This window comes from Microbacterium sp. MEJ108Y (assembly GCF_000834175.1).
In the GTDB taxonomy this organism is placed as follows: Bacteria; Actinomycetota; Actinomycetes; order Actinomycetales; family Microbacteriaceae; genus Microbacterium; species Microbacterium forte.
On record NZ_JXQX01000003.1, the window covers coordinates 41,213 to 54,792 of the forward strand.

The window sequence follows — 13,580 nt, forward strand, 5'->3', positions numbered from 1 at the left end:
CTCCTTGATCGCACGTGTTCTGCCACTGTATGTGAAATCGGTTTCAGACCGCAACCGGCCATCCGTTCTACACCGTCGCCAACATCGCCGACTTGTGCACACCGAGTGTGAACTCCGGCATACAGCGCGGGACCCCGGTGACATCCTGAGTTCCGCGCCGAACAATGGAGGTATGGACTTGAGCGATCCGCAGGCCTGGACGATGATCGGCATCTTCGCGAGCGCGATGCTCGGCGGCATGACCCTGATGACGACACAGTTCAGCCGGGTGCTTCGCGCCGAGATCGGGGGCCTTCGCGGCGAGCTCGGCGGCGAGATCGTCGGCCTTCGCAGCGAGCTCGGCGGCGAGATCGGAGGGCTTCGCGGCGAGTTGCGCGGCGAGATCGACGTGCTGCGCACTGAGATGCGAGCCGGTTTCGAGGTGATGAACGTGCGGCTCGACTCCCTCGACACCCGACTCACTCGTGTCGAGGGCAAAGTCGACGACCTCGACACCGAGCTCACGCACCTCGCGACCCGGTTCTGGCGGTCTCAGTGAGGGACCGCGGGTGCTGTCAGCCCCTGGCCGTGGCGACGGCGCTGGCCGGCTGGATCTCGTTGCGCAGCACCACCGTGCGCGACGGCTGATCATCGCCGCCGATGCGCTCCAGCAGCATCCGCGCCGCCGTCACTCCCATGTGACGTGCGGGCAGCCGCACGACCGTCACGGCTGTGGGCGAGAGCGTCGTGAAGGGCAGCGAACCGATCACCGCCACGCCGACCTGCGGCGGGGTCAGGCCCTGCTCGGACAGCACCTGGATCGCTCCGACGCCGATGAGGTTGTTGCCGGCCACCACGGCATCAGGCGGCTCGGGGAGTGCGAGCAGCTGCTCCATCGCCTCTCGCCCGCCGTCGACGCGGAACGTGGTGAACCGCTCGAGGTCGTCGAGGTCGAGATCCGGATGCGCTGCGCTCAGCGCCTGTCGCCAGCCCGCGGCCCGTTCGGCCGCCGTGTCGATGTGCTCGGGACCGCCGATGTAGGCGATGCGCCGGTATCCGGCATCGATGAGGTCTTTCGCGGCCGAGGCGCCGGCCGCCCGGTTCGCCATGACGACGCCGTCGATGTCGTAGGTCGTGCTGCGGTCGACGGCGACGACCGGCCGCCCCGTCGCGAGGATGCCGCCGAGGTCGGAGCGCTCGTCGGCGGTCGCGATGATCACGCCGGACATGTGCTCGGAGATCGCGATCTGCAGATAGGTCGCCTCCTTCTCGAGCTGCGAGTCGGAGTTGCAGAGCACGACCGAGTACCCGGCCTCCGAGGCGACGTCTTCGACGCCTCGGGCCATCTCGGTGAAGTACGGGTTCTCGATGTCGGGGATCACGAGGCCGATGACCTCGGAGCTCTGCCGCCGCAGGGTGCGAGCGGTGCGGTTGGGGGTGAAGCGCAGCTGTTCGGCGGCTCGACGCACCGCCTCGACCTTCGACGCCGAGACGCTGGTGCCGTTGAACACGCGCGAGACGGTGGCCGGCGAGACCTGCGCGAGTCGAGCGACGTCGTAGATCGTGACCATCGGCACACTGTAACCGATTTCAATCGCGTCGGGGAGCTCGCGATCGGGCGCACGAGGTCCGACGGTCAGTCGGCGAGCATCCGATCCCGCACCTGCCTGCGCAGCACCTTGCCGATCAGCGAACGAGGAAGATCATCGACCGCCGTGATGCGCTTGGGCACCTTGTAGGGGGTCAGCCGGGTGCGACAGAAGTCGCGCAGCGCGCCGGAGTCGAGTGTCGCACCCTCGCGGAGCACGACCGCGGCGGCGACCTCTTCGCCTCCGCTCGCTCTCGGAAGACCGACCACGGCGGCGGCGGCCACGTCAGGGTGCGCCTCGAGCGCATCCTCGACCTCGCTGGGCGAGACGTTGAAGCCGCCCGTGATGATGAGCTCCTTGAGGCGGTCCACGATCGTCACGAAGCCGTCGGCAGAGACCTCGGCGATGTCGCCGGTGCGCAGCCAGCCGCCGGCGAGCAGCACGTCGGCGGTGTCGCTCGAGCGGCCCCAGTAGCCCTGGAACACCTGAGGTCCGCGGATGAGCAGCTCACCCCGCTCGCCCACCGGCATGTCGACGTCGGTGTCGGCAGGATCGACGACGCGGATCTCCGTGCTCGGGAACGGCACGCCGACCGTGCCGGGGCGGCGGCTGCGGCCCATCGGGTTTCCGAGCGCGACGGGCGAGCTCTCGGTCATGCCGTATCCCTCGACGAGCAGGCCGCCGGTCGCCTCCTCCCACCGCTGCACGGTCGCGACCGGCAGGCTCATCGCACCGGAGATCGCGAACCGGACCGTGGAGAGATCGATGGTCCCGCGTGACGCGGCACGCGCGAGCTGGTCGTAGATCGGCGGCACGGCAGGGAGGAAGGTCGGCGGACTCGTGCGCGCCGCCTTGGTGACGAGGCCGAGGTCGAAGGTCGGGAACAGCACGAGCTTCGCGCCGATGCTCATCGCGAACGTCAGGCACAGCGTCATCCCGTAGGCGTGGAACAGCGGCAGCACACCGTAGAACGTCTCCTTGCCGTCGACGAGTCCTGGCACCCATGCGCGACCCTGCATCGCGTTGGCGCGCAGGTTCGCGTGAGTGAGGATCGCGCCCTTCGGGTCGCCCGTCGTCCCACTCGTGTACTGCAGCAGCGCGGTGTCGCCCAGCGAAGGGCCCTCGATGCGACGCGAGAGCGGACGATGGTCGACCAGCTTCTTCCAGGCCAGCGCGCGACGCGTCTTCGGGGTGGCTGTCAGCTTGGCCCTCGACGCCCGCGCCTTGGGTATGGGCAGTCGCAGGAGCAGCCGCTGCGAGGCGGGCATCGCCTCGGTGAGGTCGACGCTCACGATGTGCTCGACCCGCAGGTCCGAGGGGAAGTCCGCGATCGTGTCGACCGTCTTGTCCCAGACGATCGCGACCTTCGCGCCGTGATCCTCGAACTGGTGCCGCAGCTCCCTCGCCGTGTAGAGCGGGTTGTGCTCGACCACGATGGCGCCGAGACGGAGTGCCGCATAGAAGGCCACGACATGCTGCGGGCAGTTGGGCAGCACCAGCGCGACGCGATCGCCCTTGCGCACGCCCAGGCGCCGGAGCCCCTCGGCGGCGCGCGTGATCTGATCGCCGAGCTCGCGGTAGGTCGTCACCGCGCCGAAGAACTCGAGCGCCGGGCGACGCGCGAATGCGGAGACGCTGGCCGCCATCATCTCGGGCAGCGTCTGGGTCGGAGCCTCGATCTCCGCAGGAACGTCATCTGCGTAGGAGGCGAGCCATGGCCGGGATTCGTGCGGGTTGACGGACATGTCCTCCATCCTGCCCCGGTCGGCTGTGAGGCTCCCCCGCCCTGCTCCGACGCACGCGTCTAGCGGTGCACCGCCACGACCCGCGCGACGGCCTCGCGCTCGGCATCCGTCGGCTCGGCGATCGCCATGCGGCAGTGCGTGTCGACGACGTCGAGCACGCGGTAGGCCTCCTTCATGCGCGCCATGTCGCCACCGATCAGCGACACGACGTCGTCGACGGCGGCCTGGGCTGCGGCGATCGCATCCGCATCCCCTGAGCGGCCGGCGTCGGCCAACGCGCGGAACGGCTTGGGAGTGACGGAGGAGACCCCTGAGACGACACCCTGCGCACCCGAGCGCACCGCAGCGATCAGGTCGCGGTCGGCGCCGGTGTAGAGGTCGAAGTCGTCCGGGACCGCAGCTCGGTAGGCGGCGATCTCGTCGAGAGACAGTTCGCTGACCTTCGCGCCCACGATGTTCGGCAGCGCGGCCAGGCGCGTGAGCAGCTCGACCGACACCGGATTGCCGCTGCGCGCCGGGTAGATGTAGACGTAGAGCCGGCCGTCGCCGACCGCTGCCGACAGCGCTTCGAAATAGTCGAAGATCGACTGGTCGGTGGCCTTCAGGTAGTAGGGGGTGAGGGCGGCGAACTCGGTCGCACCGAGGCCCTTCGCGATCTCGACCAGCCGCAGCGCCTCGAACGTGCTCGGCTGACCGACATGCACGACGACGCGCATGCGATCCTTCAGCTCGGCCAGCGCCGCCTCGACGATCGCGGCGAACTCGATCGCGTCGATCGCGGGGAATTCGCCCGTGGTGCCGAGGATGAACGCGCCCTCGTTGCCTGATTCGGCGACGAAGCGGAAGATCGCTCGCGATCCCTCGAGGTCGAGTGCACCGTCGCTGTGGAAGGCGGTCGGCACGGCGGTGAGGATGTCGTAGCGGGTCACTTCTCGTTCTCCTTGGAGTTCTTTCGGGTCTTTCGCGGGCGCCGCGCAGGAGCGTCGACGTTGCGGACGGTCGAGGTGAGCAGATCCGGGTCTGCGGCGAGCTCGCCGTGCGCCTTCTCGATCTGCTCGCGGCTCTCGGCGGGGAGGATCGACTCCGAGAGGGAGGCCCGCTCGGCGCGCGGGGTGCGGGCGGCACGGATGGCCGGCATCACGATCGACAGCACGGCGAGCACGAGCAGCACGATCGCGATCGGGCTCACCACCTCGAAGAACGGACGCGTCGGCAGGATCGCCAGGGTGCGAGCCAGGTTCTCTTCGGCGAGAGGCCCGAGAAGCAGGCCGAGCACGATCGGGCCGGCAGGCACCTGCATCCGCTTGAGCAGCACCCCGATCACGCCGAAGACGAGCATGGTGACGACCGTCGAGAGACTGTTCGAGGTGGCATACGTGCCGATGATGCAGAAGATCAGGATGCCGCTCCACAGGTACGGCTGCGGCACGTCGAGCAGCTTGACCATGCCCTTCATACGGACGAGGCTCAGCGCCAGCGAGAGCAGCGTCGCGACGAGCATGATGCCGACGATCGAGACGACGAGGTCGGGGCGGTTGGTGAACAGCGTGGGTCCGGGCGTGATGCCCCAGATGATCATCGAGCCGATCATCACGGCCATCACCGAGTCGCCGGGGATGCCGAGGGCCATCGTGGTCGTGAGCGAACCGCCGAGCGTGGCGCTCGAGGCCGTGTCGGAGGCGGCGACGCCCTCGATCGACCCCTTGCCGAACATCTCGGGGTGCTTCGACGCCTTGCGCGCGCGCTCCCATCCGATGAGTCCGGCGATGTCGCCACCGGCCGCGGGGATGAGCCCGACACCGAGTCCGACAGCGCCGCCGACAGCGGTGGCGCGTCCGCTCTGCTTCAGCTCGGCCCTGTTCGGCCACCATCGGCCGAGGCTCGAGATGGGCCGCACGTTCGACTTGCGGTAGGTGAGCAGCTGGTCGAACAGCTCGGCGATGCCGAAGAGCCCGATGATCACCGCGATGAAGTTGACGCCTTCGACGAGCTCGAGCACGCCGAAGGTGAAGCGCTGATCGGCCGTCGCCGCGTAGGTGCCGACGGTGCCGAGCATGAGCCCGAAGAGTCCGGCGAGGATGCCCTTGAGCATCGACTTCGACGAGATGCCGATCATGATCGAGATGCCGAAGACGACCAGGGCGAAGAGCTCGGGCGACTTGAAGTAGTCGCGGGCGAAGCTGGCGATCGGCACGGCTGCGACAGCGAACAGCACCAGCGAGGCGAGGATGCCGACGGCCGAGACGATCGCCGAGATCGTGAGGGCGAGACCGGCGCGGCCCTGCTTCGCCATCGGATAGCCGTCGAGGGTCGTGGCGATCGAGGCGGGCGTGCCCGGGGTGTTGATGAGGATCGACGGCACGCGGTCACCGAAGTTCGCGGCCACGTAGATCGTCAGCAGCACGGCGAGACCCTGGACGGGCTCGAGCGTGAGCGTGAATCCGGCGGCGAGCGCGACCGCCATGGTCGCGGTGATGCCGGGGAAGGCTCCGACCATGAAGCCGAGCAGCAGCCCGACGAGCATGTAGAGCAGGATCGAGATGTCGAGGAGCGAGTTCAGCCCCTCCATGAGCGCGTTCACAGGGGAATCCTCAGGAGCATGCCGAACACGACGTAGACGAACGCGGTGACGGAGGCGGAGTAGATGATCAGGCTCAGCCAGCGGCGGTGGCCGTAGAGGAGCATGAGAGCGGCCATCAGCACGGCGGCGGCCACCGGGAAGACCTCGATGCGGTATCCGAACAGGATGACGGTGCCCAGCGACCACACCGCGATGAACGCTCCCGTGATCGCGAGGGTGGCGACGACCCTGACCACACCGCCGGGCTGGATGCGGTCGAGATCCTCGCGCCCCGGCGCGGGCCGGGTGACGGCGAGCGCCAGGATCGCGAGCGAGATGACGACCGCCGTGACGGCGATGACCATCGGCCAGAAGCGCGCGTCGATCTGACCCGGGAGCGCTTCGCGGCGCAGCGGGATCTGCGTCGTGAGGAAGAGATACCCGGCGCTGAAGGCCAGGGCGACGGCCCCGAAGACGATCTCGAGCGGTCTGGACGCGGGTGCGCCCTGGTGTTCGTCCTGCTCGACCGCGGATGTGGCATCGGCGTGGGACATGGTGCTCCTTCCCTGGTCTGACGTTCGGCGACTGGCTGCGGGGCCGGCGTGGCGGCCGGCCCCGCAGTCCGGGCCGGTCAGCCCAGGAGGTCCTTGAAGAGGTCGAACTGCTCGTCGACGAACGTCGTCCACTCGGCGGAGTCGCGGTAGACCACGAGGTTGCCGGCGTCCTTCTGGAACTGCTGGTAGGTGTCGGACTCGACGGCCTCCTTGACGGCTGCCTCGAGCTCGGTCTTCACGTCGTCCGGCAGACCCTTCGGGGCGTAGATGCCGCCCCACCCGCCGAAGACCACGTCTTCGCCGATGGCCTCGTCGGCCGTCGGCACGTCTTCCGCATCGGGGTGACGCTCATCGTTCAGGACGGCGAGGATGCGCACGGCTTCGCCCTGTGCGAGAGCCTCGCCGAGGCCCGACACCGCGGCGACGGTCTCACCGGAGGCCGCGGCCGCCACGGCGGTGGCTCCACCGTCATAGGGCACCGGGGTGAAGTCGGCGCCGGTCGCGTCGCCGAGGCCGATCGTCGCGGCCTCCCAGATCGAGCCGGCTCCGGAGTTGGCGACGGTCACCGCGCCGGACTCCGCCTGCGTGACGAGGTCTTCCAGCGTCTCGATCCCGCTGTTGGCGCCGACCGTGACGACGCCGGGAGCCAGCATGATCTGACCCAGGAGGTCGAAGTCCTCGGGCAGGACGTTCGCGCTCTGCGTGGTGTTGAGCATCGCGATCTCGACCGGGGCGAACCCGATGACGTAGCCGTCGGGGTCCTGCGCTCCGACGTACTCCATGGCGAGCGCACCTGCGGCGCCCGGCATGTTCTCGGGGATCACGCTCACGCCGAGGATGCCCTCGAGTTCGGTCGCGAGGGCGCGGGACGACAGGTCGGATCCCCCACCGGGGTTGGCCTGGATGATCAGGCGGATGTCGTTCTCCGGAAAGGTCGACGCCGCTTCCTCCCCCTCTTCGACCTTCGTGCAGGCCGACAGGACGAGAGCGGTGGCGGCGACGGCCGCGAGGGCGGCGGCCGCCCGGGTGATGCGCTTGCGGGGCATCTTTGCTCCTCTACGTGGGTCGACCTTGTTGTCGACTCCCCGACCGTACCAGTGTTGACTGTTAACAGTCAACACTCTTGCCCTGTGCTCCTCCCGCGAGGCTCACTGTCCGCACCGCCCTCCAAGATGCCAGTATGAGAGCAGCTACGAGGGAGGCGGAGCATGTTCGACGAGCTCAGAAGACAGCAGGCACTGGAGGAACTCGGGATCCTGGACACCCCCCGGGATGAACGAGTCGATCGCGTGGCCCGCCTGGCGAAGCAGATGTTCGGCGTGCCGATGGTGAGCGTCTCTCTGCTCGACGGCGACCGCCAGTGGCGCAAATCCGAGATCGGCCTCGGCGGCGACGAGGCCCCGCGGCAGGATTCGTTCTGCGACTACACGGTCGGCCAGGACCGCACGGTCGTGATCGAGGATGCCAGCGCGACGGAGACGTTCGCCACGAACCCGTTCGTTGTCGGTGACCCGCACCTCCGGTTCTACGCCGGCCACCCGCTCCACGCACCCGGCGGCGAGCCCGTCGGCACGCTGTGCGTGCTCGACACGGAACCGCACTCGTTCTCGGAGGCGCAGCGCGGCCTGCTCCGCGACCTCGCCTTCTGGGTGCAGAGCGAGATCGCCTCCGACGTCGAACTCGATCAGGCCACTCTGATCCAGAGCGCCCTGCGCCCGCAGTCCATCCCCACGATCACCGGATACACGGTCGCGGGCGGCGGCGCCTCGCGCGGGCGCCTGGCAGGGGACTTCTACGACCTGCGCCTCCACGACGGGGCTCTGCGCATCACCCTCGCCGATGCGATGGGCAAGGGCACGGGACCCGCCATCGTCGCGGCCGGAGTGCGCGCATCGCTGCGCACGGCACCCGAACGCAGCATCGCCGAAGCGATCGCCGACGCCGACCGCCTTCTCGAGGAGGACCTCTCGGAGACGACGATGTTCGTCACGGCCGTCCATGCCGAGCTCCAGCCCGAGACCGGCGACCTGGAGGTGATCGATGCCGGTCACAGCCTGGCGTTCATCCTGCGCGGCGACGGCTCGTGGGAGCACCTTCGTTCGACCGGGCTGCCCCTCGGAATGGGCGCCGCACTGCCCGACCAGGGCGCTCGGGAGTCGCGGCGCACCCGCCTCGAACCCGGTGACGCGTTCGTCTGCTGCAGCGACGGGCTGCTGGACGTGCTCGACGCCGATGACCCGTTCGCCCACGTGGCCAGGGTGCTCGACACCCTCGGCCCCGACGGGGCGATCGGCGAGGCGCTCCGGCTCATCTCGGACGACAGGGCGACCGACGACATCACCGTGGTCGTGGTGAGGCGCGACGCATGACAGCTCGCTTCGCCGCGATCCGGGTGATCGCTGTTCTCTCGGTGCTGCTGGGAGTGAACTACGTCACCTGGCGGTGGCTGGAATCGGTCAACTGGTCGGCATGGTGGATCGCCGTGCCTCTCGTGGTCGCCGAGACCTACAGCCTGATCGACACCTTCCTCTTCTGCCTGACGATGTGGCGAGCGAAAGAGCGCCCGGCGCCCGTCTCGCCGCCCCAGGGCACGGTCGACGTGTTCATCACCACGTACGACGAGCCGATCGAGCTCGTGATGACGACGGCCCGCGCCGCACGGGGGATCGCCTACCCGCACACGACCTGGATCCTCGACGACGGGGCCCGCCCCGAACTCGAGCGGGCGGCTCGCGAGGCCGACATCGGCTACCTCACCCGCTCCGACGACTGGACGGGCAAGCCGCGCCACGCCAAGGCGGGCAACCTCAACAGCGCGCTGTTCGAGACCGACGGGGAATTCCTCCTCATCCTCGACGCCGACCAGATACCCGACCCGCTGATCCTGCACCGCACCCTGGGGTATTTCGCCGACGATCCCGAGGTCGCCGTGGTGCAGACCCCGCAGTGGTTCGTCAACGTCGACGAGGCAGACCCCCTCGGCAGCCAGGCTCCGCTGTTCTACGGCCCGATCCAGCAGGGCAAGGACGGCTGGAACGCGGCGTTCTTCTGCGGATCCAACGCGGTGCTCCGTCGCGACGCCCTGATGCAACTGGGCATCATCGGCTACGTGCGAGAGGTGACCGACACCGCGGCCCGCGCGCTGCGCACGTCGGAGACCCTGATCGAGAAGGAGATGCGCTCGGCATCCGATCCCGAACTCCGCCGCGAGCTCTTCGCGCTGCACGTGGCGATCGGCCGGGGTCGTCGCGATCTCGCCGGCGGCGCCCCCGTCAGGGAGGTCGCGGACGCCGTGCTCGCTGCGGTGCACAACGCGTCGGTGATCCTCGTCGCGAAGGACCTCGCGGGGATCCGCGCCGATCTCGCAGAGCTCGGCTCGCTGCCGATCGCACACGACGCGCAGCTCGATGCGATCGTCGTCGACGAGGTGGGCCTCACCGCACTCGCCGACTCCGACCTCTCCCCCATCAACGCGCTGGATGCGGTCAGGGCACTGCTCGACGCGCTCCGGCTCGATCGAGGCGACGAGGCGCAGCCGATCCTCCCCCTCGCCACGATCTCGGTGACCGAGGACATGGCCACGGCCATGCAGCTGCACTCGCTCGGCTGGCGCAGCGTCTATCACCACGAGATCCTCGCCAAGGGCCTCGCCCCCGAGGATCTGCGCACGATGCTGACGCAGCGTCTGCGCTGGGCGCAGGGCACCCTGCAGGTCATGCTGCGCGACAACCCGCTCGCCAAGCGCGGGCTGTCGATCGGTCAGCGGCTGATGTACTTCGCCACGATGTGGAGCTACCTGTCCGGGTTCGCCGCTGTGGTCTACCTCACGGCGCCGGTCGTCTACCTCGTCTTCGGCGTGCTGCCGGTCACCGCCTGGTCGGTCGATTTCTTCGTGAGGTTCCTCCCGTATTTCCTCGTCAACCAGGTGCTGTTCCTCGTGGTGGCCAAGGGGCTGCGAACGTGGAGGGGGCAGCAGTACTCGCTCGCACTGTTCCCTGTCTGGATCCGCGCCTGCTGGTCGGCGTTCGCCAACGTCGTGCTCCACCGCCCGCTCACATTCGCCGTGACGCGCAAGGACGGACGGGATCCACGAGGGGTGCCGTGGCGGGAGATCTGGCCGCAGCTGACGGCGATGGTCGTGCTCGGCATCGCTCTCGTGATCGGTGTGACCCGGGTCATCATCGGCACCGGCGACGGGACGGGCACTCTCGTCAACACGGTGTGGGTGCTGTACGACCTCGTCGTGCTCAGCGTCATCATCCAAGCCGCCCGCTACCGCGGACCGGCCCGCACCCTCGAGGAGGAGAACCATGGATCTCAGAACTGACATCAGAGACGGCTTCGCCGTGATCGCCCTGTCCGGCCGCCTCACCGCGACAGGAGCGCCTCTGCTGCGCAAAGCGGTCAACGACCTCGTGGCAGGAGGCGATTCCCGGATCGTCATCGACATGACCGACCTGCAGTTCGTCGACTCCTCTGGTCTCGGCGCTCTCGTCGGCGGACTCAAGAGCGCCAGGGTCGCGGGCGGCGATCTGCGCATCGCGGCAGTGCCCGAGGCGGTTCGGACGGTGCTGCACCTGACCAACCTCGACCGCGTCCTGCTCGACCACCCCACGCCCGAGACGGCGTTCGATGGGCGCTGACCGGCGCACCGCGCACGTCGCCGGCCTCGCTGGGCCCGCCTTCGTCGAGCACGTCCTCGACGCCCTCGACGCGCTGTGGGAGGCGTCTCCGCACGTGGCCCCGGAAGACCGCACGCTGTTCGCGCTGGCGGTCAGCGAGGTGTCCACGAACATCGCCGCGCACGGCGAGGCCGAGGGCGAGCCGGATGCCGGCATCACCGTCGAGGTCGACATCGCGGTGGCCGACGATGAACTCGTCGCCACCTTCGTCGACACGGCTGATCCGGCCAGGATCGACTGGGATGCGGTGGCGATGCCCGGCGTCGACAGCGAGAGCGGACGCGGTCTGGCCCTCACGACGGCTGTGCTCGACGACTTCGAGCACAGCGTCGATGCGACCGGCAACACCTGGGTGCTGCGACGCCGTCTCGCACCGCACGCCTGAGCCCGGCGCCTGGCGCCGCGCGGCAGCCGCTGTCAGGCGGCAGCCGCAGTCAGGCCGGCCGGTCGGCCAGTTCGCTGAGCATCCGATCGCGCGCGCCGTCGAGGTGCGCGGTGAGCACTGACGCCGCCTCCTCGGGCGTGCCTGAGCGCATCACGTCCATGAGCTTCATGTGGTCGTCGGAGGACTCGTGAAGGTCGTCGTCGTGGTTGATGGTGACCTCGAGAAGCGACGCGAAGGTCGGCAGATACTGACTCCACGCACCCTGCAGGCGCGGATGGTCGGCCAGCACGTAGATCTCCGAATGGAACTCGAGGTCGGCTGCGACGAACGCCGCATGGTCGCCCGCGTCCGCGGCCTGCCCCATTCTCTCGACGGCGGCCGCCATCGCCGCCCAGCGCGCGTCGTCGTCGACTCTCATGGCACGTGAGAGCGCGAGCTGCTCGAGAGCGCCGCGCAGACTGTAGAGCTGATCGACGTCGTCCTGCGAGAGACCCGTGATGTACACCCCGCGCGGACGCTGCACTTCGACGAGCTTCTCGAAGCTGAGCTGGGTGAGGGCGTCGCGGATCGGCCCCCGGCTCACCGAGAACTCCTCGGCGAGCGCCTCTTCGGTGATGCGCGCGCCGGGCGAGAGCTCGCCTCGGACGATGCGCTGACGCAGGACCTGCGCCACCTGTGCGCCGAGGGACTCTCCGCGCTTGACCGTCTGTGTCACGGTGACCTCCTGTTAACTGTTGACAGGATACACACCGGCCGAGGGGGCGTCCCGTGGAACGCCCCCTCGTCTCGTCAGCTGAGCCAGGCGGGAACCCGGCCGCGCAGGAAGGCGCCGTCGAGCGAGAAGCGCCCAGCGCCCGTGAGCGCGAGAGCCAGCGCGGCTGCACCGAGCACGGCGACGAACTCGTATCCGCCTTCACCGACCCAGAGTCCCGCGGCGAGGTGCACGAGGACCAGCGCCACGACCATGTCGATCGCGAGCAGGATGCCGGCCAGGCGGGTGAAGAGGCCGAGGACCAGCAGGATTCCGCCGATCAGCTCGACGAAGGCGACGAACGGTGCCGCGATCTCGGGCATGGGGACCCCCATGCCCGCGAAGCTGCCGATCGTGCCGGGGATCGTGTATTCGAAGATCTTCTGCGCCCCGTGAGCGGTGAAGACGGCGCCGACCACGATGCGCAGGACGAGGAGTCCCAGCGAGGCGGCGGCGGAGGGGGCGGTGGTGTTCGTCATGAGGAGGTGTTCCTTCGTGGCAGGACACCGCGCGCCAGGCGCGGAGCAGGGGCTATCCCTCCTTCCACGCTATTCAGACGACTTTTCCGTCTCCTGTGCGCAGCTCGTCGCAGCCCCGCTCGCCGCGCCTTCCGTAGACTCGCCGGATGGGAGATGCGCCGTCTGGACGACGATGCGCACAGCCGGAAAGGGGCACGAGGCGAGAGTGAGGGCACGATCGGCGTTCGGCGTGCTGCGCTTGGCCACGGCCGCAGTGTGCACCGTCGCGCTCGTGCACCGGCTGTTCTGGGGCCTGAGCTCCCGATCGATCGCGGGAGAGAACTTCTTCGCGTACCTGACGGTCCAGTCCAATTGCGCGCTCGTGGTCGTGCTGCTGATCGGCGCGGTGCTCGCCTTCATCCGGGCGACGGATCCTCGCTGGTTCACGGTCGCGCTGGCGCTCGTGCTCACCTGGACGATCACGGCAGGACTCGCCTTCGCGCTGATCGTCTGGCAGGCGGGGCTCCGCGGCATCCGCGTCGACGTGCCATGGTCTGATCAAGTGCTGCATTTCTGGCTGCCTGCGTGCACCGCCCTCGCCTGGGTGCTCACACCGGGGCACCGCGGCGTGCCCTGGTGGGTGGTGCCGACGGCGCTCACCTTCCCGCTCGCGTGGGGCGGTGTCACGATGTGGCGCGGGCCGTCTGTGGGGTGGTACCCGTATTACTTCCTCGACCCCCGACAGGTATCAGGGCCTCCCGAATTCCTGCTCACCAGTGGGGTGGCGCTGGCGATCTTCGCGCTCGTCGCGACGTTCATCGTGCTCGTCAGCCGGATGCGGCGACGCGGTCAGGAGCGCCCGGAGGTCTGAGCCCGC

General features: G+C 68.9%; 14 protein-coding genes. 6 read left to right on the forward strand and 8 right to left on the reverse strand.

What is annotated here, in order from left to right:
* The first annotated feature begins 172 nt into the window (after nt 1-172).
* Nucleotides 173-538 carry a hypothetical protein gene (locus RU09_RS01590; protein WP_042536822.1) on the forward strand — a complete coding sequence of 122 codons (366 nt, stop codon included), beginning with the start codon at nt 173-175 and terminating at the stop codon, nt 536-538.
* Between the two features lie 16 nt (nt 539-554).
* On the opposite strand, the gene RU09_RS01595 is transcribed toward RU09_RS01590, so the two are convergent.
* From RU09_RS01595 to RU09_RS01620, 6 genes are all read right to left on the reverse strand, one after another.
* A complete protein-coding gene (locus RU09_RS01595; RefSeq protein WP_042536823.1) occupies nt 555-1,550 on the reverse strand; it encodes a LacI family DNA-binding transcriptional regulator in 996 nt (331 codons plus the stop codon).
* Nucleotides 1,551-1,615: 65 nt separating this feature from the next.
* Nucleotides 1,616-3,313: a long-chain-fatty-acid--CoA ligase gene (locus tag RU09_RS01600; protein ID WP_042536824.1), complete on the reverse strand. Its 1,698-nt coding sequence runs from the start codon at nt 3,311-3,313 to the stop codon at nt 1,616-1,618.
* A gap of 59 nt (nt 3,314-3,372) precedes the next feature.
* Nucleotides 3,373-4,242, reverse strand: coding sequence for a dihydrodipicolinate synthase family protein (locus RU09_RS01605; RefSeq protein WP_042536825.1), 870 nt, complete (start codon nt 4,240-4,242; stop codon nt 3,373-3,375).
* Nucleotides 4,239-5,894 carry a tripartite tricarboxylate transporter permease gene (locus RU09_RS01610; RefSeq protein ID WP_042536826.1) on the reverse strand — a complete coding sequence of 552 codons (1,656 nt, stop codon included), beginning with the start codon at nt 5,892-5,894 and terminating at the stop codon, nt 4,239-4,241. Before RU09_RS01610 ends, RU09_RS01605 begins: the two co-directional genes overlap by 4 nt.
* Nucleotides 5,891-6,427, reverse strand: a complete 537-nt coding sequence (locus RU09_RS01615) for a tripartite tricarboxylate transporter TctB family protein (protein ID WP_042536827.1) — start codon at nt 6,425-6,427, stop codon at nt 5,891-5,893. Before RU09_RS01615 ends, RU09_RS01610 begins: the two co-directional genes overlap by 4 nt.
* A gap of 77 nt (nt 6,428-6,504) precedes the next feature.
* The gene (locus RU09_RS01620; RefSeq protein ID WP_042536828.1) at nt 6,505-7,473 is read right to left on the reverse strand and encodes a tripartite tricarboxylate transporter substrate binding protein; all 969 of its coding nucleotides are present in this window, start codon (nt 7,471-7,473) and stop codon (nt 6,505-6,507) included.
* A gap of 162 nt (nt 7,474-7,635) precedes the next feature.
* Here RU09_RS01620 and RU09_RS01625 point away from each other — a divergent pair, with 162 nt between their 5' ends.
* From RU09_RS01625 to RU09_RS01640, 4 genes are read left to right on the forward strand one after another with little or no spacing between them, the layout of a single operon-like run.
* Nucleotides 7,636-8,796, forward strand: a complete 1,161-nt coding sequence (locus RU09_RS01625; RefSeq protein WP_042536829.1) for a PP2C family protein-serine/threonine phosphatase — start codon at nt 7,636-7,638, stop codon at nt 8,794-8,796.
* Entirely contained in the window at nt 8,793-10,754 is a 1,962-nt protein-coding gene (locus RU09_RS01630; protein ID WP_042536830.1) for a glycosyltransferase family 2 protein, read from the forward strand. Before RU09_RS01625 ends, RU09_RS01630 begins: the two co-directional genes overlap by 4 nt.
* On the forward strand, nt 10,738-11,070 hold the full coding sequence (locus RU09_RS01635; RefSeq protein WP_042536831.1) for an STAS domain-containing protein: 333 nt from the start codon (nt 10,738-10,740) through the stop codon (nt 11,068-11,070). The genes RU09_RS01630 and RU09_RS01635 overlap by 17 nt, the downstream gene beginning before the upstream one ends.
* Nucleotides 11,060-11,494, forward strand: a complete 435-nt coding sequence (locus RU09_RS01640; protein ID WP_052492811.1) for an ATP-binding protein — start codon at nt 11,060-11,062, stop codon at nt 11,492-11,494. The genes RU09_RS01635 and RU09_RS01640 overlap by 11 nt, the downstream gene beginning before the upstream one ends.
* Before the next feature lie 49 nt (nt 11,495-11,543).
* On the opposite strand, the gene RU09_RS01645 is transcribed toward RU09_RS01640, so the two are convergent.
* Nucleotides 11,544-12,209, reverse strand: a complete 666-nt coding sequence (locus RU09_RS01645) for a GntR family transcriptional regulator (RefSeq protein WP_042536832.1) — start codon at nt 12,207-12,209, stop codon at nt 11,544-11,546.
* 74 nt (nt 12,210-12,283) lie between these two features.
* A complete protein-coding gene (locus RU09_RS01650; protein ID WP_042536833.1) occupies nt 12,284-12,724 on the reverse strand; it encodes a DoxX family protein in 441 nt (146 codons plus the stop codon).
* Between the two features lie 205 nt (nt 12,725-12,929).
* Here RU09_RS01650 and RU09_RS01655 point away from each other — a divergent pair, with 205 nt between their 5' ends.
* Nucleotides 12,930-13,574, forward strand: a complete 645-nt coding sequence (locus tag RU09_RS01655) for a Pr6Pr family membrane protein (protein ID WP_056374645.1) — start codon at nt 12,930-12,932, stop codon at nt 13,572-13,574.
* The last annotated feature ends 6 nt before the right edge of the window (nt 13,575-13,580 follow it).